The 24,757-nt window shown below is 42.7% G+C and carries 23 protein-coding genes and 1 pseudogene; 23 read left to right on the top strand and 1 reads right to left on the bottom strand.

The window, feature by feature from the left end:
* Window positions 1-58: 58 nt before the first annotated feature.
* Window positions 59-146, bottom strand: a pseudogene (locus tag CLHUN_RS22865) (recombinase family protein); the annotation flags it as partial.
* Between the two features lie 111 nt (window positions 147-257).
* Here CLHUN_RS22865 and murA point away from each other — a divergent pair.
* The 23 genes from murA to CLHUN_RS07820 all read left to right on the top strand — a co-directional run bounded on the left by murA (window position 258) and on the right by CLHUN_RS07820 (window position 24,727).
* Window positions 258-1,229, top strand: a complete 972-nt coding sequence (murA, locus tag CLHUN_RS07930) for a UDP-N-acetylglucosamine 1-carboxyvinyltransferase (protein WP_340148328.1) — start codon at window positions 258-260, stop codon at window positions 1,227-1,229.
* A gap of 3 nt (window positions 1,230-1,232) precedes the next feature.
* Window positions 1,233-2,069: a cell division protein FtsQ/DivIB gene (locus tag CLHUN_RS07925; RefSeq protein ID WP_080064047.1), complete on the top strand. Its 837-nt coding sequence runs from the start codon at window positions 1,233-1,235 to the stop codon at window positions 2,067-2,069.
* Between the two features lie 86 nt (window positions 2,070-2,155).
* A complete protein-coding gene (locus CLHUN_RS07920; RefSeq protein WP_080064046.1) occupies window positions 2,156-2,518 on the top strand; it encodes a small basic family protein in 363 nt (120 codons plus the stop codon).
* 46 nt (window positions 2,519-2,564) lie between these two features.
* On the top strand, window positions 2,565-3,800 hold the full coding sequence (ftsA, locus tag CLHUN_RS07915; RefSeq protein ID WP_080064045.1) for a cell division protein FtsA: 1,236 nt from the start codon (window positions 2,565-2,567) through the stop codon (window positions 3,798-3,800).
* Window positions 3,801-3,952: 152 nt separating this feature from the next.
* On the top strand, window positions 3,953-5,086 hold the full coding sequence (gene ftsZ / locus CLHUN_RS07910; RefSeq protein ID WP_080064044.1) for a cell division protein FtsZ: 1,134 nt from the start codon (window positions 3,953-3,955) through the stop codon (window positions 5,084-5,086).
* 434 nt (window positions 5,087-5,520) lie between these two features.
* Window positions 5,521-6,420: a sigma-E processing peptidase SpoIIGA gene (spoIIGA, locus tag CLHUN_RS07905; protein ID WP_080064043.1), complete on the top strand. Its 900-nt coding sequence runs from the start codon at window positions 5,521-5,523 to the stop codon at window positions 6,418-6,420.
* A 114-nt stretch (window positions 6,421-6,534) separates the two neighbouring features.
* Complete coding sequence (gene sigE / locus CLHUN_RS07900) at window positions 6,535-7,266, top strand: RNA polymerase sporulation sigma factor SigE (protein ID WP_080064042.1); 732 nt, start codon at window positions 6,535-6,537, stop codon at window positions 7,264-7,266.
* 158 nt (window positions 7,267-7,424) lie between these two features.
* Window positions 7,425-8,198 carry an RNA polymerase sporulation sigma factor SigG gene (gene sigG, locus CLHUN_RS07895; RefSeq protein WP_080064041.1) on the top strand — a complete coding sequence of 258 codons (774 nt, stop codon included), beginning with the start codon at window positions 7,425-7,427 and terminating at the stop codon, window positions 8,196-8,198.
* Between the two features lie 185 nt (window positions 8,199-8,383).
* Entirely contained in the window at window positions 8,384-8,842 is a 459-nt protein-coding gene (gene nrdR / locus CLHUN_RS07890) for a transcriptional regulator NrdR (protein WP_080064040.1), read from the top strand.
* Window positions 8,843-9,048: 206 nt separating this feature from the next.
* Window positions 9,049-9,657 (top strand): methyltransferase family protein, encoded by a 609-nt coding sequence (locus tag CLHUN_RS07885; RefSeq protein WP_080064039.1) that lies wholly within the window; start codon window positions 9,049-9,051, stop codon window positions 9,655-9,657.
* Between the two features lie 765 nt (window positions 9,658-10,422).
* Entirely contained in the window at window positions 10,423-11,979 is a 1,557-nt protein-coding gene (locus CLHUN_RS07880; RefSeq protein WP_278247528.1) for a YifB family Mg chelatase-like AAA ATPase, read from the top strand.
* A 60-nt stretch (window positions 11,980-12,039) separates the two neighbouring features.
* Window positions 12,040-13,179 carry a DNA-processing protein DprA gene (gene dprA, locus CLHUN_RS07875; RefSeq protein ID WP_080064037.1) on the top strand — a complete coding sequence of 380 codons (1,140 nt, stop codon included), beginning with the start codon at window positions 12,040-12,042 and terminating at the stop codon, window positions 13,177-13,179.
* A 310-nt stretch (window positions 13,180-13,489) separates the two neighbouring features.
* Window positions 13,490-15,598: a type I DNA topoisomerase gene (gene topA / locus CLHUN_RS07870; RefSeq protein WP_080064036.1), complete on the top strand. Its 2,109-nt coding sequence runs from the start codon at window positions 13,490-13,492 to the stop codon at window positions 15,596-15,598.
* Window positions 15,599-15,877: 279 nt separating this feature from the next.
* Window positions 15,878-17,200: a methylenetetrahydrofolate--tRNA-(uracil(54)-C(5))-methyltransferase (FADH(2)-oxidizing) TrmFO gene (trmFO, locus tag CLHUN_RS07865; RefSeq protein WP_080064035.1), complete on the top strand. Its 1,323-nt coding sequence runs from the start codon at window positions 15,878-15,880 to the stop codon at window positions 17,198-17,200.
* Between the two features lie 118 nt (window positions 17,201-17,318).
* Window positions 17,319-17,735 carry a flagellar basal body rod protein FlgB gene (flgB, locus tag CLHUN_RS07860; protein WP_080064034.1) on the top strand — a complete coding sequence of 139 codons (417 nt, stop codon included), beginning with the start codon at window positions 17,319-17,321 and terminating at the stop codon, window positions 17,733-17,735.
* Between the two features lie 2 nt (window positions 17,736-17,737).
* Complete coding sequence (gene flgC / locus CLHUN_RS07855; RefSeq protein WP_080064033.1) at window positions 17,738-18,181, top strand: flagellar basal body rod protein FlgC; 444 nt, start codon at window positions 17,738-17,740, stop codon at window positions 18,179-18,181.
* 14 nt (window positions 18,182-18,195) lie between these two features.
* The gene (gene fliE / locus CLHUN_RS07850; protein ID WP_080064032.1) at window positions 18,196-18,504 is read left to right on the top strand and encodes a flagellar hook-basal body complex protein FliE; all 309 of its coding nucleotides are present in this window, start codon (window positions 18,196-18,198) and stop codon (window positions 18,502-18,504) included.
* Between the two features lie 81 nt (window positions 18,505-18,585).
* Window positions 18,586-20,166, top strand: coding sequence for a flagellar basal-body MS-ring/collar protein FliF (gene fliF, locus CLHUN_RS07845; protein ID WP_080064031.1), 1,581 nt, complete (start codon window positions 18,586-18,588; stop codon window positions 20,164-20,166).
* 29 nt (window positions 20,167-20,195) lie between these two features.
* Entirely contained in the window at window positions 20,196-21,215 is a 1,020-nt protein-coding gene (gene fliG, locus CLHUN_RS07840) for a flagellar motor switch protein FliG (RefSeq protein WP_004626989.1), read from the top strand.
* Window positions 21,208-21,990 carry a FliH/SctL family protein gene (locus CLHUN_RS07835; RefSeq protein ID WP_080064030.1) on the top strand — a complete coding sequence of 261 codons (783 nt, stop codon included), beginning with the start codon at window positions 21,208-21,210 and terminating at the stop codon, window positions 21,988-21,990. The genes fliG and CLHUN_RS07835 overlap by 8 nt, the downstream gene beginning before the upstream one ends.
* 66 nt (window positions 21,991-22,056) lie before the next feature.
* Window positions 22,057-23,361 (top strand): flagellar protein export ATPase FliI, encoded by a 1,305-nt coding sequence (gene fliI, locus CLHUN_RS07830; protein ID WP_080064029.1) that lies wholly within the window; start codon window positions 22,057-22,059, stop codon window positions 23,359-23,361.
* Between the two features lie 25 nt (window positions 23,362-23,386).
* Window positions 23,387-23,830, top strand: coding sequence for a flagellar export protein FliJ (fliJ, locus tag CLHUN_RS07825; protein WP_080064028.1), 444 nt, complete (start codon window positions 23,387-23,389; stop codon window positions 23,828-23,830).
* Between the two features lie 21 nt (window positions 23,831-23,851).
* Complete coding sequence (locus tag CLHUN_RS07820) at window positions 23,852-24,727, top strand: hypothetical protein (RefSeq protein ID WP_080064027.1); 876 nt, start codon at window positions 23,852-23,854, stop codon at window positions 24,725-24,727.
* Window positions 24,728-24,757 lie beyond the last annotated feature (30 nt).

The following is a 24,757-nucleotide window of genomic DNA, read 5'->3' as shown; positions in this document are numbered from 1 at the left end:
AGTTTTTGCTGTTATACATTTTAAGCTGATTCAACATCCTTTTGAGATTTTAAAAAAACCTTCCGCCTTTTCTCCCCCGGGCTCTAGCTGCTTGTAATCCTTCTTTTGTACGTTTGCTTTAAATCTCTATCAAGTTGACTTATTCCGGCAAATATAATGAACATCAATTTTCCTTGTGGGGTTGTGGTTCTGCCCAAGGTTCGTGATAACTCAGTGACAATAATGGCTTAAAAGCGAAGACTAATGTTTGATGGGCAATAGATTTTTATGGTATAATAACCCTGTCAAAGGCCAATGGAATAACACACACGGGTGGCTGTGAAATAGGCCCGAGACCAATTGACCTTCACCTTAAAGCATTGCGCAGCCTGGGTGCCAAAATAAATGACACCAATGGCGGATACATAACCTGTGAAACCGACGGCCTTAAAGGAGCGGACATATATCTGGACTATCCCAGCGTTGGTGCCACGGAAAATGCAATGATTGCCGCAGTATATGCCCAGGGAGATACAATAATCCGTAACGCTGCAAAAGAACCTGAAATAGTTGATTTGCAGAGTTTTCTCCAGAAAATCGGTGCAAGAGTCACAGGGGCGGGTTCAAGTGTCATAAGAATAAAAGGCTTTGATAAGAAGTTGAAAAATGTTGAACATAATGTAATACCTGACAGGATAATAACCGGTACATATATGGCTGCTGCCGCCATCACAGGCGGAAATGTGGTTATCAGGGATATAATACCCGAGCACATTATTTCAGTGGCCTCCATACTCAGAGATATCGGCTGCCAGATCAATATAAAGCGAAACGATATCCATGTAATAGCAGGGTCAAAGCTTGAGGCGGTGGAAGTAATAAGGACCTTGCCTTATCCGGGCTTCCCAACCGATATGCAGGCTCAGATTATGGCGCTGTTGACCTTGTGCAGGGGGACCAGCATTATTATTGAGACCATTTTTGAGAGCAGATACAAGCATGTTGACGAGCTTTTAAAGATGGGGGCAAATATAAGGATTGACGGTCGTATGGCTGTGGTCAAGGGCGTGGACAGACTCAATGGCGCACAGGTGGTTTCCAGGGATCTCAGAGGGGGAGCCGCACTTATCCTGGCAGGATTGGCAGCCAGAGGCGAAACTGTGATTACGGGCCTTGAGCACATAGACAGGGGCTATTACAAAATAGAAGAAAAATTAGCTTCCTTGGGAGCGGATATCATAAGGGAATAACAAATGAAAAAAACACCTGAAAAAACTTATGTAAAAAAGAAAAGTAAGAAGGCCCGTATCAGGATGCGGAGAATAAGGCGATTTTTGCTTTTTATATTGGTGGTTACCGGAATAATCGTTTTTGCCAAATCATCGGTTTTTATAGTTGACAAGATAGAGGTATCCGGTAACAAGAAATATTCATCCAGTGCCATAATCTTAAATACAGGCCTTGTTCCTGGGAAAAATGCTTTTGAAATGCTGGGAGAGAAACCAAAGAATTTGTTATCCTTCAGATTCAATGATTTGGAAAGGGAAATCTATGATTCAATGCCATACATCAAGTCTGTAAGTATCAGGCCTGCCTTACCGACAGCCATAAAAATAAAGGTACAGGAGAGAACTCCTTTTGCCATTCTTGACAAGGAAGGGAAAAGCCTTCTTATTGACAGGGAGGGCTTTGTTTTAGAGGAAATGGACGGCAAATCCCCTCTGCCGGATAATTATTTCAGGATAATAGGTATTTCGGTGGATAGCTTTAAGCTGGGACAAGCTGTAAAATATAGAAATAATGAATCGTTAATGGACTTGTTGAGCTTTTGTGACCTGGTTGTCAAAAGTGACAAGGACGATAAGGAATTAAAGCTGTACAAGAGGATTACAAAGGTGGATCTGTCCGATGCCCCGTACATATCTGTTGAGTTTGAAAAGCGTATAACTGTCAAGTTCGGGGATTTGGAGGATGCCAACTATCAGATAGGTGTTTTTAGATACTTGCTTGTCAATAATATTACAGCAAAACAAAAAGGCTCCCTTGATTTTACAAAAGGCAGCAACCCCTATTTCGTTCCAAGCCAGTAAAGCTTTAAAACCGGCAGCGGGGCCGGACTGCAAAAGAATAGCTTACAGCATAAAAATACTTGACAAGACGAAAGGAAGAGAAGTTTATGATACCAATATTAGGCTTGATTCTGGGAATACTTGTAGGCCTGTTTATTCCAATTACCATCCCCTCGGAATATTTTACCTATGTGGCGGTAGCAATACTGGCGGCGCTGGATTCGGTTTTTGGCGGCATAGTAGCCACAATAAACAAGAAATTTGAAATGAGGATTTTCCTCTCCGGATTTTTTGGGAATGCCTTACTGGCGGCAGGGCTGGCATATATTGGAGATAAACTGGGAATTCAGATATATCTTGCCGCAATCTTTGCATTTGGAAACAGATTATTTCTAAACTTTGCGTTAATTAGACGATATCTATTGAATAAATTTATTAAAAAAGATAATATAGTAAAAGAGGATTTCTAAGCGCATTTGAGGGGATTCTCCATACATATTTCAGGGGGGCAGTTTCGTGTCTGATGTTATTGTGGGAGTAGATATAGGTACTACTAAGGTGAGTACGGTAATTGGAAAAACCAACAGTACCGGTGAAATAGAAATTTTGGGCAAAGGTATTGAAAGCTGTTCCGGTATAAAAAAAGGAATAATAGTTGACATTGACGCGACCTCCTCGTCCATACAAAGTGCAGTGAAAAAGGCGGAAGCTCAGGCGGAAGTCAAGGTTGTCTCGGCTTATGTCAACATATCCGGACTGCATGTGGATATAATCAATCACAAGACATATACAAATATAATGAATGACAATAAGGAAATTTCCCGCCATGATGTGGAAAAGCTGCTGTATTCGGCAGGAACCATTTCCATTTCGGAGGACAGTGAAATCATAGATGTTGTTCCCAGACAATTCATTGTTGACGGCTATGACGGTATAAATGACCCTGTGGGAATGAAGGGCACCAAGCTGGAGGGGGATTTTGACGTAGTTATCGGCAAGATTATTTCTGTCCGCAATATAGTCAGAAGTATGGAAAAGGCCGGCATCAGAGTGGACGGACTTATTGCCGAAGGCTTTACCGCAGGTGAATGCATACTTTTGCCCGATGAAAAGGATATGGGAGTCATCCTCATTGATGTTGGAGGAGGGACAACGGAAGTAAGCGTGTACAAGGAAGAAAAGCTGGTAATGAATAAATGCATTCCGGTAGGGGGGGATCATATAACAAATGACCTGTCCATTGCCTTGAAAATGACTTATTCGGAGTCGGAAAAAATAAAAAGGCAGTTCCAGCTAGCCCTGACAGCATTAATCAAAAACGATCAGGAAATATCGGTAAGTGATTTAAGTGAAAGCTTCAAAAAAAATATAAAGGTTTCCGATGCCATAGAGGTAATAGAAGCCAGGGTATATGAGATATTCAGCCTGTGCAGGGAAATGGTGAATGCAAATTGTCCCGGCAGTTACGGGGCAGGTGTGGTGCTCTCGGGAAACGGAATAGCGCCGCTGGATGGCGCCATGCAGCTTGCGTATGATGTATTTGACATTCCTGTCAGGGTGGCGGTTCCAAAAGTGAAGAACATAAATACACTTGAGTATTGTACTGCGGCAGGCATGGTAAAATATATTGCAAGGCTTGACAAGGAAGGCAGCACCATAAGCATAAAAAGCCTGCCAAAGACAAACAGGAAAACCAGGGATAAAACCTTCCTGAAGAAAGCTCTGAGCGCATTAAAAGAATTTTTTTATTAGGCAATACAAACAAAACTTGCCTTATTCAGTTTTATATTATATTATTATTAGTGTGTGTTTTTGTAACTTTTTATTTATGATTTTAACCTATTAATCAATATACAGATTAAACAATTCCAGTCTAATTTACCAATGCTAAAGGGGGATTTACTTTGCTAGATTTTGAAATTGATATGGATCATTTTGCCCAGATAAAAGTAGTAGGATGCGGCGGTGGAGGAAACAACGCTGTTAACAGGATGATTGATGCAGGACTCAGAGGTGTGGACTTCATAGCTATAAATACAGACAAGCAGGCTTTGTTTTTATCCAAGGCAAATACCAAGATTCAAATTGGAGACAAGCTTACCAAGGGTCTTGGTGCAGGCGCAAATCCCGACATTGGAGAAAAAGCGGCAAATGAGAGCAGAGATGAAATCGCCCAGGCTATTAAAGGGGCGGACATGGTATTTGTAACTGCAGGTATGGGAGGCGGAACCGGCACGGGTGCGGCTCCTGTCGTAGCCCAGTTGGCAAGAGAGATGGGTATTTTGACTGTGGCGGTTGTTACGAAGCCCTTTATGTTTGAAAGCAGAACCCGTATGCAGCATGCTGAAAGAGGAATAGAAAACCTTAAGAATTCTGTTGATTCCCTGGTTACCATTCCAAATGACAGGCTGCTCCAGGTAGTTGAAAAACGAACCACTATGGTTGAAGCTTTCAGGATGGCCGATGACATTCTTAGACAGGGTGTTCAGGGTATTTCAGACCTGATTGCAGTTCCTGGTCTGGTAAATCTTGACTTTGCAGATGTAAAGACCATTATGCTCAGCTCAGGCCTGGCCCACATGGGTATAGGCAGGGCATCAGGTGAGAGCAGGGCGGAAGAGGCAGCCAGGCAGGCTATCCACAGTCCTCTCCTTGAAACCTCTATCGAAGGAGCCAGAAGAGTGCTTGTAAATATTACAGGCGGTCCGGATTTGGGCTTATTTGAGGTTAACACCGCAGCAGAGCTGGTTCAAAAATCTGCTGACCCGGAAGCCAACATAATATTTGGAGCTGTTATTGATGACAATATGAAGGATGAATTAATGATAACTGTTATTGCCACAGGCTTTGAGAACGGTCCTGTTTTAAAGAAATTTGACAAGCCGGCGGAAAAGGCGAAGCAGGCCACTGCAGCCGTACCTGCTCATGACAGCAGCAGCTATGCAGCAGCTACCAGCGAGAAAAACAGCTCAGGTGCTGTTTCACCTGACAACGAACTTGATATACCTACTTTCCTGAGAAGGAACAGATTCAAATAGGCAGCCATAAGCAATAATTAAGAAATATGAAGTATATGGGAAGTGTTAACCTGCCCCGGAGGCAAGTGCACTTCCCTTTTTGTGTTCCCGGGATTGCCTTCCTGGGTCAAGGTGGGGCAAGGAAAGGCTTTGATGCTGTAAATCCGTATAAGCAATGAGCTCGAACCATTTAACGCCAGTTTATTCTGACATAATTGAAAGAAACCCTGAAATAAGCATAAATACCGCTTGTATCAGGGCTTTTTGTCATACGATATTTCTTTTTCTACATTCGTTTTTGACAAACTTTTATAGATTAACTAGGTATAATTATGGATGTATCAAAGGATGGTTGATGTAATGACTTGGCATAAAAACAAAGGGGCTTGAATAATAGTAAAGTATGGGCATATGGTGGTTTATACCCTAATTTGCTGTTTTGTGAGGGATACAAAGTGGAAATATATTTGGATATTCTGTTGCTTGAAAATGTGGTTATCAATTACCTTATATTGTACGTGACGGCCAGGTTTTCCAGGTTGAGGGCAAGCACTCTGAGGTTGTTCGCCGGAGCCATAGTAGGAGCTCTTTACGTGGTTTTTATAATTATACAGCCGGGAGGCAGGGTCTACTATACGGCATTGGCAAAAATTCTTTTATCATTTTTTATCATAGCCATAACCTTCTCGCCCAGAAAGGTGTTGTCCTTTTTGAAAACCCTGGTTATTTTCTACATATCGACTTTCATTTTTGCCGGCGCCGCACTTGCATTTTTGTATTTCAACCAGCAGGGCGGTTTTGTGAAAAACGGCATAATATATGTTTTCGGCCAGTCCAAGGGCAGTCTGATGTTTTTTGGCATTGCCACAGTGGGAATCATTGTAAAGATTTTCATGGAGGTCATCCAGAGCAGAATAACCAGAGAAAAACTGCTGGTGCCTGTTATAATAGCCTTTGACAACAGGGCCATAGCATTGCCGGCGCTGGTGGATACGGGGAATTCCCTCAAAGACCCCCTTACAAACATTCCGGTGATGGTTGTGGAGTTTAAGGCACTGGAAGAACTTCTGCCTTCTGAAATAAAGGGTATATTTGAAAACTCCAAGGAAGATGATTTGAGCTGTGTGACAGCTACAATTTCCACCTCCAGATGGTTTTCCCGCTTCAGGCTGATTCCCTTCAGCTCATTGGGCAAGGAAAATGGGATGCTGATTGGCTTTAAGCCAGATTTTATCCAGGTTGGAGAAGAGGATCAAAAGCGTGATATAAAAAATGTAATTGTGGGCATATACAACAGGTCCCTGTCGGGAGACGACATGTACAAAGCACTGCTGGGGCCGGAGCTGGTCGCATAGAAGCGGACCTGTATTTGTAAGTGCTTTCTGTCTGTTTGCCACATGTTCATCCCGCAAGATAAATTGAATTCAATAATATTAATTAAATATCCACAGTTGAAAGGGGACGGCCAAATGAAACTTTTTACCAGGTTGAAGATGTACTTTTTGGTTAAGTATGAAAAGCTTCTGAGAAAGTTAAATCTAGGAGGAGTATTTCCTGTTCATTATATAGGAGGCAGTGAGGCTTTGCCTCCGCCGCTTACTGCCGATGAAGAGATATATCTCCTTCACAGGCTGGAAGAGAGTGATTACGGCGTTAAAAGCATTCTTATTGAAAGAAACCTGAGGCTGGTTGTATACATAGCCAGGAAGTTTGAAAATACCGGTGTGGGCGTTGAAGATCTGATATCCATTGGCACAATCGGCCTCATTAAGGCCATAAATACCTTTAATCCCTCAAAAAATATAAAGCTGGCCACCTATGCATCAAGATGCATTGAAAACGAAATACTAATGTATCTGAGAAGAAATAACAGAGTAAAGGCCGAAATATCCATTGACGAGCCCCTTAACATAGATTGGGACGGAAACGAACTGCTGCTGTCGGATATCCTGGGAACGGAAAATGACATGATTCACAGGAGCATTGAGGATGAAGTTGACAAGGAACTGCTCAATACTGCCATGAAAAAGCTGTCCATCAGAGAAAAGCGGATTATGGAGTTAAGATTCGGCCTTGCCAACGGGGTGGAAAAAACACAGAAGGAAGTGGCTGATATGCTCGGCATATCACAATCATACATTTCACGCCTTGAAAAAAGGATAATCAGCAGATTGAAAAAGGAAATCAGCCGCATGACCTGACAATGCTGGTAACCTCCTTAAAACGGGCTTTGTCAAGGCCTTTCACGAAAATTTTTTGCAGGTCAAAGCAGTATAAAAAGTACCTCTGTGGCAATAATGATATTGACAAAGTCAATAATAAAAATTGACTTTGTTATTATAGCTCGGGAGGTTTTTATATGCTTATTAATAAAGTTGAGATCTGTGGTGTTAATACCTCAAAACTTCCTGTTTTGACAAATGATCAGAAAAAAGCACTGTTTGAAAGAATGCACAAGGGAGATAATTCTGCCAGGGACGAATTTATCAAGGGCAATCTCAGGCTGGTACTTAGTGTGATCCAGCGTTTTAATAACAGAGGCGAATATGTTGATGATTTGTTTCAGGTGGGGTGCATCGGATTGATTAAGGCTATTGATAATTTTGATGTGTCTCAGAATGTAAAATTTTCAACCTATGCTGTACCAATGATAATAGGTGAAATCCGGAGATATTTAAGAGACAACAATTCCATAAGGGTCAGCAGATCCCTGAGGGATATTGCATATAAGGCGCTGCAGGCCAAGGAAAGGCTGACAACAAAGAATTCCAAGGAACCTACAATAGCCGAGCTTGCAACCGAGCTTCAACTGCCGAAGGAAGACATTGTGTTTGCCCTGGACGCAATACAGGATCCCATATCACTTTTCGAATCTGTTTATCACGATGGTGGTGATGCCATATTTGTCATGGATCAGGTAAGTGATGACAAAAATATTGATGAAAACTGGCTGGAGACCATAACCCTCAAGGAGGCAATGAGAAAGCTGAACGACAGGGAAAAGCTCATTTTAAACCTGAGATTCTTTGAAGGGCGGACTCAGATGGAAGTTGCCGACGAAATAGGAATATCCCAGGCCCAGGTGTCCAGGTTGGAGAAGACTGCCCTTATGCATATGAAAAAGTATATCTGAAGTGATGCGTACAGTTCCGGTGTAAAGTGGACAGGACAGGCTGATAAAAAGCCAAAGCTGCTCATAGCGAGGACACAGGCATCAAAGAGCAGCAGTGCGGGAAAAAAAGTATACAAAAATTATCAAATAAGGTAAAATGGATATTGAATTATTTTACATCCTGTTTTTTCTTGGAGGATAAAAGAATGAAATGTCCATTTTGCGGTTTTATTGAAGATAAAGTTATAGATTCCAGACCCACCGACGAAGGTTCGGCAATCAGGCGAAGAAGAGAATGCATCAAGTGCTCTAAACGATTTACCACCTATGAGAAGGTGGAAAGTCTGCCCCTGATGGTGATTAAGAAGGATAAATCCAGACAACCCTTTGACAGGGAAAAGCTTATGAACGGACTTCTGAGAGCCTGTGAAAAAAGACCCATATCAATAAACGACCTGGAAAAAATGGTTGAAAGCATAGAGACCCAATTGCACAACTCCCTCATAAGGGAAGTAACCACCGAGGATATCGGTGAGATGGTCATGGCAAAGCTGAAAAATATGGATGAAGTTGCCTATGTGCGGTTTGCTTCAGTTTACCGCCAGTTTAAGGATATAAACACCTTCATGGATGAATTGAAAAATTTGTTGAGGGATGAAAAGTAAATAATTGCATTATGTGAAAAACAAGACAGAACCTGAGGAAATACAGGCTATGTCTTGTTTTTTTATCAGATAATGGATTTCTCAACATATTAGGTAGAGTTATTAATGTATTTTGGGCATTGACTTTGGCTTATAATGGCAATATAATTAAATAAACATATGAACAATTGTTCATATGTTTATAATAGATAAGTGGGGGTTAAAATATGAGCTTAATAAATGTGGTGTCGTTATCAATATTTTTAGCATTTTTTGTTTCATATATTTTGAAATTAGTAATCCTGTATAGAAAGAATGGAATAAAAGCAAATGTACTTGCAAAAGGGGGAAAGAGTAAGGAAATAGGCAGAGTAGAACTGACTGTAAAAGCAACAACTTTCATATGGGGCGCTATGTGGCTCGTTTTCTCAGTAGCAGGGCTTAAAGCAGAGAGTATTATAGGTCCGGTTATTAAGACGGATATGTATAGGTATATTGGGTTAATAGCCTTAGCAATAGGTGTGTCTGCATTTATCTCGGCAATGGTTTCTTTAAAAACCTCCTGGAGAGTGGGCATAGATAAGCAGACCCAAACTTCCCTGATTACTTCCGGAGTATATAGATATAGCAGAAATCCTGCCTTTGTGGGCTTTGATATAATGTTTACAGGTTTTGTACTTACCTTTCCAAGCGTATTGACCATAGCGGTAGCAGTCATTAATATAGTGGCTGTTCATAGACTGATATTACAAGAGGAAAAGCACTTGAAGTCTGTTTTTGGCAAGGATTATATTGATTACATGAGTAAAACCCCAAGGTATGCTCTTATAAAGTGAGGTGTGAAAGCTATCCTCAAGCGAGAGGGTTTGCTTTTGAGAAATACTTAAAAGATTTTTTTGAAGTAAACGGACTTCGGAAGAGTAGAGCAGGAGATCTTAGTTTTTAATTGAAGAGGAAACATTCTTTAAAATAATTGTAAAAAACAGATGATTTTTTTATAAGCTTGTGATATTATTATTAAATAAGTCAATTGACTTATTATGCTAATTAATAAAGTTTTTAACAGATAAGTTTGTATGCCACGCGAGAACGACTATACAGAAATGCGCAGTATGATTAAAAGCTTTTTGCCAAAGGAGTCATATACAAGCATTTATTTGAAGCTCGTGCGGTAGTGGCAGCATCTAAGCTTTCTGCCTGTTTACCACATTTTTAATTAGCACAACAGATTAAATGGACAGCAATGTTTTACTACACATTTTTGTTGTCCTATCTTTTAATTCTTATATTTTAACTCTTTTAAATTCTGATGTTTTTTTATCCCTATTTTGCTGTGCCTATATGATAAACGGTTAAGAAATTGGAACAATGCTATTCAGGTTAAAGCCATTGTATCTTGAAACATTTCTTTTGTCAAAAGCAATTCGTTTTTTTATTATCCTGTCTGTTCATATGTGCTTTGGCAGCATTTATTCTTTTATAAGGTCAATTACCGCTGGAACTTTTGCCTTGCAGGCGAATAACAGGAGGCTTGGGTCCCAGCCTCAAACTATTGGTTTTAAGCCCACAGCAATTGGCTTGCTTCTATTTTTAAATTCACAATAAGAAAGGACACAAATCCTATGGTTTCAAAGGTTAAAAGCTGTGTACTTACGGGCATTGACGGCTGTGTCGTGGAGGTGGAGGCAGACATCAGCAACGGCATTCCGGCCTTCGATATAGTAGGCCTTGGAGATACCGCAGTGAGAGAATCCCGCGAAAGAGTGAGGGCGGCAATAAAAAACAGCGGCCTTGAATTTCCTGTAAGAAGAATAACCATAAATCTGGCGCCGGCAAATCTCCGAAAGGTGGGTTCTGTCTATGATGCGGCAATAGCTGTGGGCATTATGGCCGCTGCAGGGGCAATAACAGCCTCTGAGCCTGATAATTTCATGTTTCTGGGAGAACTGTCCCTGGATGGAGGAATAAAGCCTGTGAATGGAATTCTGTCCATGGTGTGCTGCGCAAGGAACAACCGCATTAAAAATGTTTTTGTTCCGGCGGAGAATGCAAATGAAGCCGCCGTTGTAAAAGAAATCAATGTCCTGCCTGTGAGAACCCTTCTGGAAATCATTGCCCATCTGAACGGACAGCACCTGATTACTCCGCATACCGTAGACATCAGTGATATTTTCCGTCAGAACACACCGTCATCAGTGGATTTCAGTGACGTCAGAGGTCAGGCCCATGCCAAGCGGGCCCTGGAAATTGCGGCCTGCGGAGCCCATAACCTTCTGATGGTAGGGACTCCCGGCAGCGGAAAAACCATGCTCGCAAAAAGGCTTCCCACAATATTGCCTCAGATGACATTTGAAGAGGCACTTGAACTTACGAAAATATACAGTGTATCAGGTCTTCTGCCTTATAAAAACTCCCTGATTCCGTCCCGCCCCTTCCGAAATCCCCACCATACAATATCAGACACTTCTCTGGTAGGAGGCGGACGGCATATCAGGCCCGGAGAGGTAAGCCTGGCACATTACGGAGTACTTTTTCTGGACGAATTCCCGGAATTCGGAATGGAAGCTGTAGAGGCATTGAGGCAGCCTCTGGAGGATGGTGAGATATGTATAACAAAAGCAAACAACAGTGTGACATATCCTGCCAGAACAACACTGATATGTGCTGCCAATCCTTGCAAATGCGGATATTATCTGGATTCGTCGCAAAAATGCAGTTGCACGCCCAGAGTGCTGAAGCAGTACCTTGGCAAATTCAGCCGCCCCATATTGGACAGGATTGATATACATGCTGAAGTCAAGCCTGTCAGATACCAGGATATTGAGAAAAAGGGGGAGGAGGAAACCTCCGGTGCAATCAGGGAAAGGGTAAACAGGACAAGAAAGATTCAGCTTGAGAGGTATGTGGGCATGGGCATATACTCAAATGCTGAGCTGCCTCCTGCTCTTATACGGGAATACTGCCGACTGGACAGGACAACTGCCAGCCTGTTAAGGAGAGCCTTTGAAAAGCTTGGCTTGAGTGCCAGGGCATATGACAGGATTCTGAAGGTAGCCCGGACAATTGCTGACATGGATGGCAGCGACTCAATAAAATCCAGGCATGTTGCCGAGGCCATACAATACAGAAGCTTTGACCGTGCGGGAAATCGAGGCTGAAGAATACGGACATATGCAATATTGAAAATTCATAGATAACAGTTAAGGAGAATAGACAAGATGAGAGAGGTTGATTACTGGTTATGGCTTTCGTCCCTGGCAGGTCTGGGGCCGGTAAAAGCCCGGAGGCTGCTTGAGGTATACGGCCACCCTCAGGTGATTTACCACCTGCCGGAGGAAAAGCTCAAGCAGCAGGGACTGCTTACACCTAAAAATATTGAAGAAATCCTCGGCAGGGAAAAAAGGGAGAGAATTGACAAGATAACAGATTTGATGCTGAAAAAAGATATAAAGCTTATAACCTTTCTTGACAAAAGCTACCCGGAAAAATTAAAGCATATTTATGACCCTCCGGTTGCTCTGTACTATAGAGGCAGCTTCGCACTTTCCGAGTTTTCGGTGGCTGTGGTGGGCTCAAGAAGAACCACAAACTACGGCTCCATAACAGCAAAAAAATTATCCTATGAGCTGGCCCTGAGAGGTGTACAGATAGTCAGCGGCATGGCCAGGGGAATTGACAGCATAGCCCATGAGGGCTGTCTTGACGCAGGAGGAAAGACAGTGGCGGTATTGGGCTGCGGGCCGGACTACATATACCCGCCTGAAAATGCGCGGCTATATGAAGGCATACTTGGAGCAGGAGGGCTGATCCTGTCTGAGTACCCTCCCGGGACTCCTCCTATGCAATACAATTTTCCCGCTAGAAACAGGATTATCAGTGGAATATCGTCAGGGGTGCTGATTGTGGAGGCGGCACAGAGAAGCGGCTCCCTGATAACTGCAGCATTGGCGCTGGAACAGGGCAGAGAGGTGTTCGCAGTGCCTGGAAACATTGATTGTGCCTATAGCAGGGGCACTAACAGTTTAATACGTGAAGGGGCCAAAATAGTACTGGGCGTGGAGGACATACTGGAGGAATTTGACTACAGGGAAGAGAAAGCCACAGTGACGGGAAACGGTGATACAGCCGGCAGGAGAGCGGGGAATACTGCTTCAGGTGCAGGACATAAATTATACTTTGGACTGAGCACCGGAGAAATACGAGTGATAAAAACAATTCAGAAGGGGATACATCATATTGATGAAATTATCCAGCACAGCAATATTTCCATCAGTGAAATAAACAATATTCTATTCATGTTGGAAATGAAGGGAGTTGTTGCTCAAATGCCGGGAAAATTTTTCGAGCTTTGCCCTTGAACGTGATTTTAGTTTCTCTGTCTTTTCCGGTCATATTTTTAGTTTATATGTGCATAATTTGATTAGGATGACAATAAATAGGCAGTTCTGAAATGAGAAACAAAATTGAGAAATATTTTAAAATTTTTTAATAATTTATGGCTGCAAAAAAATTTTTGTTAAGCGCCCTGATAATTACAGAAATTACTATTTTACCAGTGTTATTGCTCAACGTAATGTTGACAGATTTTAAAAAGCAGTTTAAATTAGTATTTATCTGATAAAAATTGTAATATCATAAAATGCACAGCAATTGATACGGAGGAATAAAATGGCTGATAACCTGGTTATTGTGGAGTCTCCCGGAAAAGTTAAATCCATTGGGAAGTTTTTAGGCAAGGGCTATAAGGTGGAAGCATCTGTAGGCCATGTAAGGGATTTGCCTAAAAGCCAGATGGGAGTGGATATCGAAAACAATTTTGAGCCAAAATATATTACAATAAGAGGCAAAGGTGACGTTATATCCAAGCTTAAAAAGGAAGCCAAGACTGCAAAAAAAGTTTATCTGGCTACCGACCCTGACCGTGAGGGTGAAGCAATATCATGGCATTTGGCAAACCTTTTGAATATAGATGAAAGTCAAAAATGCAGGGTATCTTTTAATGAAATAACTCAGAATGCTGTTAAAAGTGCAATAAAGCAGCCCAGGAAGATTGATATGGATCTTGTGGATGCACAGCAGGCCCGAAGAGTTCTGGACAGAATAGTAGGCTATAAGATCAGCCCTCTGCTCTGGAAAAAGGTAAAGAAGGGTTTAAGCGCGGGAAGAGTCCAGTCTGTTGCAACAAAAATGATTTGCGACAGGGAGGAGGAAATAGACAGCTTTGTTTCACAGGAATACTGGTCAATAATATCAAAGCTTGCAAAACCCAAGGTTAATCCCAGCTTTGAAGCAAAGTTCCACGGAACCGCCACCGAAAAGCTTGAATTAAATAATGAAGAGCAGGTAAATGCTATCCTTAAGGAAATAGAGAATAGCCAGTATGTTGTTCAAAAGGTAAAAGAGCAGGAAAAAAAGAGGGCTGCGGCTGCACCCTTCATTACCAGCACCATGCAGCAGGAAGCTTCCAGAAAGCTTGGATTTACCACAAAGAGGACAATGATGGTTGCTCAGCAGCTATATGAAGGTATTGATATAAAGGGTCATGGCTCTGTTGGTCTTATAACCTACATGAGAACCGACTCCACCAGAATATCCGCTGAGGCTCAGAACGAAGCAAGGGACTATGTGACAAAGAAATATGGAGAAGCATATATACCTCAGACGCCAAGAGTATACAAAAACAAATCCGCGTCTCAGGATGCCCACGAAGCAATCCGCCCCACATATATAGACCTTACTCCGGAGGAGGTAAAGGATTCGCTGACTGCCGAACAGTTCAAGCTTTACAAGCTGATTTGGGGCAGGTTCATCGCAAGCCAGATGTCTTCTGCCGTATATGACACAGTTAGTGCGGATATTTCAGCAGGTAAATATATTTTTAAAGCCAACGGTTCCAAAGTTAAATTTCCGGGCTTTATGGTATTGTATATTGAGGGCAGGGATAACGAGGGCAAAGAAGAGGCAGATGAAGAGGAAAACAACCTGCCTGAGCTGGTACAGGGAGATGTCCTGGAATTGAAAAAGAATACTCCCAAGCAGCATTTTACACAGCCTCCGGCCAGATATACCGAAGCCACGCTTGTAAGGGCGCTTGAAGAAAGAGGCATAGGACGGCCGAGTACTTACGCTCCTACAATAACAACCATCTTATCCAGAGGATATGTGGTAAAAGATAAGAAACTTCTTCTGCCCACCGAGCTTGGGAAAATAGTTAACGAAATAATGAAAAAGCACTTTGTGGATATTGTTGACGCAGAATTTACCGCTCAGATGGAAAACGAACTGGATGCCGTCGAAGACGGACAAAAGCCCTGGAAGGCCGTAATGAACGATTTTTATTCTTCCTTTGAGGGAGTTTTGAAGCAGGCTGAGGAGACAATCGGCGATGTTGAAGTGCCGGAGGAAGTTTCAGATGTCATCTGTGAAAAATGCGGCAGAAATATGGTTGTCAAGCATGGCAGATTTGGCAAGTTCCTGGCCTGTCCCGGTTTTCCCGAGTGCCGCAATACAAAGACCATAGTTGAAGAGGCCGGAGTGTTGTGTCCCGTTTGCCAGGGCAAGGTATTATTTAAAAAGACTAAAAAAGGAAGAAAATATATCGGCTGTGAAAGAAATCCCGAATGCTCCTTTATGAGTTGGGAGATGCCGTCCGGTGAAACCTGCGGCGTGTGCGGGAATTTCATGCTGAAGAAGAGTTCCGGCAAGAAGGCTGAACTTAAGTGCAGCAATGAAAAGTGTCCCAGCAACAGTGAAGACACAGCAAAAAAGACCAAATAGACAAAATGGACCAAAAAACAAAAAGACTTGGGGGCAGTTGGGGCTTGAACCTGGTTTTGCAAAGGATTTTCACCCCTGACCCGGGCTTTCAGTCATTACCTATATAATTGACTTTTATAACCGGAAGAGCAGGCTGTCTTTCGGTTTATTTTATTGTCTGGGAAGTATAAATTTTTAAAGGGTATAAAAAATGTCTGAAGGCCGGGGGCTTGTGCAGCCGAAGGCACCCGAAACACTCAATACAAATTTTGTATTCCGTAACGAAAGCAGGAGGATTATATGAAAGCTACAGTAAATGTTATCGGAGCAGGACTGGCAGGCTGTGAGGCAGCCTATCAGTTGGCAAAAAGGGGAATATCGGTAAGGCTTTATGAAATGAAACCTCAGAAATATTCACCTGCCCACCATTCTGAGAATTTTGCAGAGTTGGTTTGCAGCAATTCACTAAGATCTGATCAACTGGAAAATGCAGTAGGCCTGTTAAAGGAAGAATTACGTACAATGGATTCCCTGGTAATGAAGGCGGCAGACAGCACAAGAGTGCCTGCCGGGGGAGCGCTTGCTGTGGACAGGGAGGGTTTTGCGGAATATATAACAAAAAGCATAAGAGCCATGGACAATATAGAAATAATCCATGGTGAGCAGACAGGTATTCCTGAAGGCGATATTGCAATAGTGGCCACAGGCCCATTGACCTCCGAGGGCATGTCCGGCTTTATAAGAGAAATGGTGGGAGAGGATTATCTTCACTTTTTCGATGCTGCCGCGCCTATCGTCACCTGTGAATCTATAAATATGGAAAAGGCATTCAGGGCCGCCAGGTATGGAAGAGGCTCGGACGACTATATAAACTGTCCCATGGACAGGGAGGAATATGAAGTCTTCTACAATGCATTGGCAGGGGCGGAACTTGCGGAGGTAAAGGATTTTGAAAAGAAAATGGTGTTTGAAGGCTGCATGCCTATAGAAAGCATGGCACAGAGAGGCAAGGATACAATGAGGTTCGGTCCGTTAAAGCCCGTAGGGCTCATGGACGCAAGAACAAACCAGAAGCCCTATGCGGTGGTACAGCTCAGACAGGACAATAAAAACGGAACCCTGTACAATATAGTAGGCTTTCAGACTCATTTGAAGTGGCCCGAACAAAAAAGGGTATTCAGTCTGATACCGGGACTTGAAAATGCGGAATTTGTCAGATTTGGTGTAATGCATAGAAATACCTATATAAATTCGCCCAAACTGCTGGACAATACCTACAAGCTGAGAAAAAATCCTTCAATATACTTTGCAGGGCAGATTACAGGAGTTGAAGGTTATATAGAATCCACTTCCTCCGGTTTTGTTGCAGGTTTAAATGCCGCGGCAGGGATACTGGGAAAAGACAGGGTTGTATTTCCGGCTAACACGGCAATAGGAGCTTTGAGCAATTATATTTCGGATGCCAGCGTTAAAAACTTTCAACCCATGAATGTAAATTTTGGGTTATTCAATAATTTCGACACAGGTATAAGAGATAAAAGAAAAAGAAATGCTGAAAATGCCGTCAGATCTCTTGCACTTATTTCAGAAATAAATGAGACTGTTAAAAACTGGATTAAGTAATTAGTCCTATATTACGCTATAATCTAACTATATTTGTTGTTTTTTTAAAATTATTATGCTAAAATTTATCTAATAATATAATTCGTTTATACAAATTTTTACGGGGGTGCTATTTGCAATGATACAAAATTTGTTCGGTAAAAGTAGTATTCTGGAAAAGTCGTTGAATGCTTCGTGGACAAGAAACGACGTTATAACGCAAAATTTGGCAAATGTCGACACGCCTCAATATAAACGAAAAGACGTAGCTTTTGAAGAGTATCTTAATGATTCCATGGGAAGAACCAAGCTTGAAGGGACAGTTACCGATAAAAGGCATATAGCCATAAACAGCAGGGGCAACGTTGACAGCATCGAGCCTGAACTTGTGGAGGATAATTCTGATTCCAGCATGAGAATAGACGGCAACAATGTTGACATAGACAGCGAAATGGCTAATCTGGCTAAAAACCAGATTAAATACAACGCTCTTATTCAGATGCTTAACGGAAATTACAGTAAGATAAAGAGCGTCATATCAGAAGGGAGAGGCTAATAATGGGTTTTTTTACTTCACTTGATATCGGGGCATCGGGCTTGACTGCCCAACGGCTGAGAATGGATACAATTTCTCAGAATATAGCAAATATCAATACAACCAGAACTGAGGACGGAACACCCTATAGAAGAAGAGAAGTCATATTGGAAGAGCGTACAGGAGCCGATTCGTTTTCATCCTATTTGTCTGCTGCAAATGACAAGTTAAATGGCGGACAGGGTGTCAGAGTCAGCAAGATAGTGGAGGATGCCTCAGAGTTTAAAAAGGTATATGACCCGGGACATCCCGACGCTGATGAAAATGGCTATGTGAGTATGCCAAATGTGGATATAGTTACCGAGATGGTAAATATGATTTCTGCATCCCGGTCCTATGAGGCTAATGTTACTTCAATAAATGCCACCAAATCCATGGCTTTAAAGGCCTTGGAAATTGGTAAGTAATTGGGAGGTTTCAAATGGCGGTTAACAGTATTTCTCAGGTAAAGCAGTTGATGCCTGACAATGTTGGGCTAAGTGGTGTAAATGAGGAGGTTAAAACTCCTGAAATAAGTTTTGGCGAGTATCTGAACTCGGCTCTTATGAAAGTAACAAATCTGGAAAATGAGGCCAGCAAACTGAAAGAAGACTTTGCTTTAGGAAAGACGGATAATATACCCGAAGTCCTGATTGCAGGTGAAAAGGCCAGCATTGCGCTGCAGTTCACCATGCAGATAAGAAACAAAATACTTGATGCTTATTCAGAAATTATGAGAATGCAAATTTAGTTTACTAAATAGTTTACTTGATAATTGAAATCATCAAGGTTTTACACTAAAGATAAAATATTATAAATCGAGGTGGTAGAGTTGCCGGAAATTTTATCTCGAATACTTAAACCAATTCAAGATTTTTGGAAGGGACTTGATAAGTCTCAAAGAATAAGAATCTATATTACATCGGGAATAGTTGTTGTTGCAGTCGGACTGGGTTTGTTTCTTCTGACAAGACCGTCCTACACGACAGTGATTAGTAATGCCGACCCTGCTGATATTGCACAAATGCAAGGAATCCTGTCTGAAAAAGGAATTTCTTATAAACTTACAGAGGACAAGTCCGGAATAATAGTTAACGTAAAAGACAGCGACTCGGCCCATTTCGAGCTGGTTTCTGCCGGATATCCCAAAAACGGTCTGACTTTTGCCGATGCTCTGAGCAGTATAAAGATAAATACTACTGAAAGTGACAAGAAGCATATCTGGCAGCAGCTTGATGAATCTGACATTGCCAGGCAGCTAAAGCTTATTCAGAATGTCAAGGATGCAAGTGTTACCATAACACGTCCTGAAAAAACACTTTTTATTGATGACACCGACAGTAAGGATGCCAAAGCCTCGGTAGTTATTACCAAAGTTGGTGACATAACACCAAAACAGGCTGAAAGCATAGTCAAGGTTGTAGCAAGCAGTGTTGAAGGACTTAGCCCTGAGAATGTCACAGTTGTGGATCAAAACGGAAATCCCCTCAGTATTGAGCAGGATGAGACGGGCATGGAAAAAACTGCTACGCAGTATGACATGAAAAAGAAAGTGAAAAGTGATTATGAAAAAGATCTCAGAGCAGTGCTGAACGAAACCTTTGACAGCTTTGATGCTGCCAGGGTTGTAGTTAATCCTGTCCTGGATTTCGATACATTATCCCAGTCTTCAAAAGAAATTTCAAATCCTGACGGAATGGATACGGGAGCTATTGTAAGCAGGCAGGAAATAAAAGAGGATCTCAAAAACGGAGACTCAACCGATACTCCTGCCGGCGTCAATTCAAATCCTGGAAATACTCCGTCATATCCTATGGGGTCATCTGATTCAAAGACCTATAAAAAATCAGATATAACTGAAAATTATGCCTATACCGAGACTTCCAAGCAAAGTGTAAAATCCCTGGGAGAGGTTATTCCTGAGAAAACCACAGCAGCCATAACCTTGTTGTATGGCAGCCGTGTTGCTGATGATTCCAAGCTCACCGACGATTTGATGGCTCAGGTTAAGGAGCTTGCAAGCAAGGCAACAGGTATACCTGTACAGAACCTTTCGGTAACAAAGCTGAAAGTTGCGCCTCCGGTTCAGGAGACACAATCGCTTAGAGAGACTGTTCAGGGGCTGCTGTCAGATTACGGTCTGCCTGCGCTTCTGCTGGTAATGCTTGTAGTGCTGGTTATAGTTGCAATGCCCAGAAAGTCCAGGAAGCCGCAGCTTTCTCCTGTTCTGGCAGGAGCAGAGGATGTGGTTATGCCATCTAAATACAATATTGAAAACAAGCAAGAACCGGTACCGGAAATTGATATTGAAGAGAGATCTGAGGTTAAGAAGCAATTGGAGAAGTTTGTAAAGCAGAAACCGGATGCGGTTGCTCAGCTTCTCCGCAATTGGCTGACCGATGATTATGAATAATTGAGTCTATTATTTGTGGGGTGGAAAACTTGACGAGAAATAGTACCAAGACAGAATACACCGGTAAGGAAAAGGCAGCAATGCTATTGATTTCATTAGGGCCTGAAAAGTCTGCGGAGATATTCAAGCATTTAAAAGAGGACGAGATAGAGCAGCTTACATTGGAAATAGCTAACATAAGGGCAGTTACCCCTGATGAAAAGGAAAGGATTCTTGATGAATTTTATCAGATATGTCTTGCCCAGGAGTATATTGCAGAAGGTGGTATCGGCTATGCCAAGGATATTCTTGAAAAAGCCCTGGGAACTCAAAAAGCGGTTGATATTATAAACAAGCTGACTGTTTCCCTGCAGGTTCGTCCCTTTGATTTTGTGAGAAAAACCGACCCGTCGCAGCTTTTGAACTTTATTCAAGGTGAGCATCCGCAGACTATAGCGCTGATACTGGCATATCTGAAGCCTCATCAGGCGTCTGTTGTACTCTCGGCATTGCCGCAGGACAAGCAGGCGGATGTTGCAAGAAGAGTTGCAACAATGGACAGGACATCGCCCGATGTCATAAAGGAAGTTGAAAGAATACTTGAAAAGAAGCTGTCATCGCTGGTTACAGAGGATTATACCGCAGCCGGCGGTGTTCAATCAATAGTTGATATATTGAACTCTGTTGACAGAGGAACAGAGAAGTTTATTATGGAAACCCTGGAAATTGAGGATACAGATCTGGCAGAGGAAATCAAACGGCGTATGTTTGTATTTGAAGATATACTTACACTTGACGGCAGATCCATCCAGAGATTCCTCAGGGAAGTTGACAACAATCAGCTTGCAGTTGCGCTCAAGGGTGCTACCGATGATGTTCAGAAGCTTATTTTTGCCAATATGTCCAAGCGTTTGAGTGAGATGATAAGAGAAGACCTCGAGTTTATGGGACCTGTTAGACTTAAGGATGTTGAAGAGGCGCAGCAGAAGATTGTCAATATAATCCGTAAGTTAGAGGACGCAGGTGAGATAGTTATTTCCAGAGGCGGAGGAGATGAAATAATTGTCTAATAATAAGATATTTAAACATAACCAGGTTAATGTAGGCATACCATTTTTAATCAAGTCTCCTGTAACTTATCAGCCGCCGGTTTTACGAGTTGGTAATCCTGGTGTCAAAGCTGACCCCGCAGAGCATCAGGACACCCCGAAAGTTGATTGCAGGGCTGCGGGAGAAGAGATACTGAACAAAGCAAGAACTGAGGCTGACTATATTATAAAGGAAGCACTTTTAGAGGCCAAGGATTTAATGTCAAAGGCCTCTGAAGAGATACAGGAGCTGAGAGGCAAGGCATTGCAGGAAGCGGGCGAGGAAGGCTATGAGGCAGGTATGGCCAAAGCCGGAGAGGAATACGAAGGCTTGCTGCGGGAGGCAAAGGAAATCAAGGAGCAGGCCGGCATGGAGTATAAGCAGGTGCTTGACTCCCTGGAAGCCGATGCGGTAAACACCATACTTGATATTGCCAGGAAAGTAATAAGCAGAGAGCTTCAATGCAAGGAGAATATTTTGCTGCTTGTGAGAGAAGCCTTTGAAAAATGCGCTAAAGACCATAAGGCAGTACTGAAATTATCTGAACAGGATTTTGATTATGTAAATGAAAATAAAGAAGAGCTTTTATCCCTGCTTCAGAGATCGGAGGAAGTGGAACTAAAGAAGGACCTCTCTCTGAAGGAAGGCGGCTGCATCATTGAAACTCCGTTCGGAGGTATTGATGCAAGTGCGGAAACCAGGCTCAAAAAAATTGAAGATGACTTTAAAGGATTGCTGGAGGAAAAGATTAGTTAAGGTGTGACATTGTACCTTAACTAATTTTAGTAACCAGACTTTTATAAAAAAGGAGGCCGTAGAATAGTGATAGACCTGAAAAAATACCGGGATGCGTTGGACACTAAAGATTATATTGACTATATAGGCAGAGTATCAAAGGTTGTAGGTCTTACTATTGAAGCTGACGGCCCCCAGGCCAGTATTGGCGATTTATGCAACATACATGTATCCAGAGGGGGGCCGCTTAAGGCCGAAGTAGTGGGCTTTAAGGATGAAAAGGTCCTGCTTATGCCTCTTGGTGAAATGAATGGTATAAGCCCCGGCTGTACTGTTACGGCAAATGGAGACATCCTGAAGGTAGCAGTGGGGGAAGAGTTGGTAGGACGAGTTTTGGACGGGCTTGGAAGGCCCATGGATGACAAGGGTCCCATAAGCCCCGGAATATTTTATAGGACTGATAATAAACCTCCCAACCCAATGACAAGAAAAAGGATAGCAGAACCTCTGCCGCTGGGTGTGAGAGCGATAGACGGGCTGCTGACCATAGGCAAGGGCCAGAGGGTAGGTATATTCGCAGGCAGCGGTGTTGGGAAGAGTACCCTGATGGGTATGATTGCCAGGAATACCAGGGCGGATATCAATGTTATCGCCTTGATTGGAGAACGTGGCAGGGAGGTCAGGGAATTCATAGAAAGGGATTTGACCGAGGAAGGACTGTCAAGGTCTGTGGTAGTTGTTGCAACCTCGGATCAGCCGGCGCTCATAAGGTTGAAGGGGGCCATGGTTGCCACAGCCATAGCTGAATATTTCCGCGACAGCGGCAAGGATGTGCTGCTTCTCATGGATTCCCTTACAAGATATGCCATGGCTCAGAGAGAGGTGGGACTTTCAATAGGAGAGCCGCCTGTATCCCGTGGCTATACACCCTCGGTATTCTCTGTCTTTCCAAAACTGCTGGAAAGGGCGGGAACCTCGGAAAAAGGTTCCATTACAGGGCTGTATACAGTACTGGTGGATGGTGACGACTTGACCGAGCCGGTAACTGATACGGCCAGAGGCATATTGGACGGACATATTGTTCTCTCCAGGGCGCTTGCAAATAAGAACCATTATCCCTCCATAGATGTACTGGCCAGTGTCAGCAGGGTTATGAGCGATATTATAGATAAGCAGCACAAAAAATATGCTTCGGAAGTAAAAAAGACATTGGCAATACACCGTGAGGCGGAAGACCTGATAAACATAGGTGCCTATGTGAAAGGCAGCAATGAAAAAATAGACTATGCCATTGACTGTATAGATGCAATAACCGCTTTTCTCCAGCAGGATACCGACCAGAAGGTGACCTTTGAGGAAGTGCACCAACAGCTTATGAGTTTACTTGGATAGGAGAAGTCGGCAGGGAGGTTGTCTCATGCAAAAATTTGGATTCAGGCTTGAATCGGTACTTAAACTGAGAACACAGTTGGAAGATAATGCAAAAAACAATCTGGCCCAGGCCGCCAGGGAACTTGAGAACCAGAAGAATTGCCTTGTGGAGCTGGAGGAGACAAGGGAAGCTTCCAGGAGAGCTCTGACCAGTGCTGTAGACGGCGGTGTGCCCGTATATCAGGTCAGAAATTTTAACAGTTTTTTCGGACTTATGAAAAATAAGATAGTAAGGCAGAAAGAAAATGTAAATAATGCGCAGAATGATGTCGATATAAATAGGGAAGCTCTTGTTAAGGCAATGCAGGACAGGAAAATAATAGAAAAGCTTAAGGAAAAGAAGCATGAGGATTTTCTCAAGGAGCAAAACAGGGAAGAACAACTTTTGATAGACGAGCTGAACAGCTACAAGTTTAAACAGGGCGTATAACATGCCGGATGGGGAATAGACATGGCCGATAACAAAAGAGACACCAATGAATTGCAGCAGGTGGATGAAGCTCTCAAAAGCCTGGATAAGGATAGTAAGGCATCAGGTGAAGAGGGGACACATAAGAACAGCATAATGTTTTATATACTTTCTATAGTTGCAGCACTTTTACTTGTAGCATTAATAATAGGCGGAGTGTTCTTTTTTGCAATAAAAAACAATGTAAACGGTGTGGCAGAAAACATGAGGGGAACCATAGAAAACATACCCGTATTAAAGCTGGCGCTCCCGCCCCTGCCGGAGCCTGAGGATGAGAAAAACATGACCGAAGAGCAGGTCAGGCAGAAGTACACCGAACTGAGGGCAATAAACTCCCAGCTTGAAAAGCAGCTTGAAGAGCTCACAAAGCAGTCTGATGCCATCAGCAGGCAGTTGGAGGCCAAGGATACAAACTCAACCTTGCTCCAGCAGCAGAAGGACGAGGCTGAAAAGGCACAGCAGAAACAGGCCGCCGAGTATGAGACCTTGAAAAAGGACTTTGATGAATTGACAGAGGTCATTGCAAAAGGCGACCCAACTGCGTATAAGGAGTATTTTGAAAGAATAGATGCCGCAAAGGCAGCCGAGCTGTATGAAAAGGTCATGCAGAAGCAAAAAATCAGTGCAGACGCAAAAAAGTATGTGTCAATATATGAAAGCATGGACGCAGCATCTGTGGCCACCATACTGGAGCAGTTGGGAAAAAGCAAGATGCCTCTGATACTGGAAATTTTGCAGAATATGAAAAAGGAAACTGCTGCGGGTATATTGACCGAAATGGCTCCCGAATTTGCCGCACAGGTCTCGGAGCAACTGGCCAAGGTCTATAATGTAGGCACTGATAAGACTGAAAAGTAGTTTTGCAGTTTGAAGAAGGGTAATCCGGTG

Source organism: Ruminiclostridium hungatei, assembly GCF_002051585.1.
GTDB lineage: Bacteria > Bacillota > Clostridia > Acetivibrionales > DSM-1351 > Ruminiclostridium > Ruminiclostridium hungatei.
Note: the sequence above shows the minus strand (reverse complement) of the source record. Positions and strands in the feature narration are given on the sequence as shown.

Bases quoted from the DNA above. Each gene is read 5' to 3' on its own strand.
- topA (WP_080064036.1), top strand. From the start codon at position 13,490: ATGGCTGATAACCTGGTTATTGTGGAGTCTCCCGGAAAAGTTAAATCC.
- fliJ (WP_080064028.1), top strand. From the start codon at position 23,387: ATGCAAAAATTTGGATTCAGGCTTGAATCGGTACTTAAACTGAGAACA.
- sigG (WP_080064041.1), top strand. From the start codon at position 7,425: ATGCTTATTAATAAAGTTGAGATCTGTGGTGTTAATACCTCAAAACTT.
- CLHUN_RS07925 (WP_080064047.1), top strand. From the start codon at position 1,233: ATGAAAAAAACACCTGAAAAAACTTATGTAAAAAAGAAAAGTAAGAAG.
- flgC (WP_080064033.1), top strand. From the start codon at position 17,738: ATGGGTTTTTTTACTTCACTTGATATCGGGGCATCGGGCTTGACTGCC.
- sigE (WP_080064042.1), top strand. From the start codon at position 6,535: ATGAAACTTTTTACCAGGTTGAAGATGTACTTTTTGGTTAAGTATGAA.
- CLHUN_RS07885 (WP_080064039.1), top strand. From the start codon at position 9,049: ATGAGCTTAATAAATGTGGTGTCGTTATCAATATTTTTAGCATTTTTT.
- fliE (WP_080064032.1), top strand. From the start codon at position 18,196: ATGGCGGTTAACAGTATTTCTCAGGTAAAGCAGTTGATGCCTGACAAT.
- CLHUN_RS07920 (WP_080064046.1), top strand. From the start codon at position 2,156: ATGATACCAATATTAGGCTTGATTCTGGGAATACTTGTAGGCCTGTTT.
- trmFO (WP_080064035.1), top strand. From the start codon at position 15,878: ATGAAAGCTACAGTAAATGTTATCGGAGCAGGACTGGCAGGCTGTGAG.
- nrdR (WP_080064040.1), top strand. From the start codon at position 8,384: ATGAAATGTCCATTTTGCGGTTTTATTGAAGATAAAGTTATAGATTCC.
- flgB (WP_080064034.1), top strand. From the start codon at position 17,319: ATGATACAAAATTTGTTCGGTAAAAGTAGTATTCTGGAAAAGTCGTTG.
- CLHUN_RS07820 (WP_080064027.1), top strand. From the start codon at position 23,852: ATGGCCGATAACAAAAGAGACACCAATGAATTGCAGCAGGTGGATGAA.
- dprA (WP_080064037.1), top strand. From the start codon at position 12,040: ATGAGAGAGGTTGATTACTGGTTATGGCTTTCGTCCCTGGCAGGTCTG.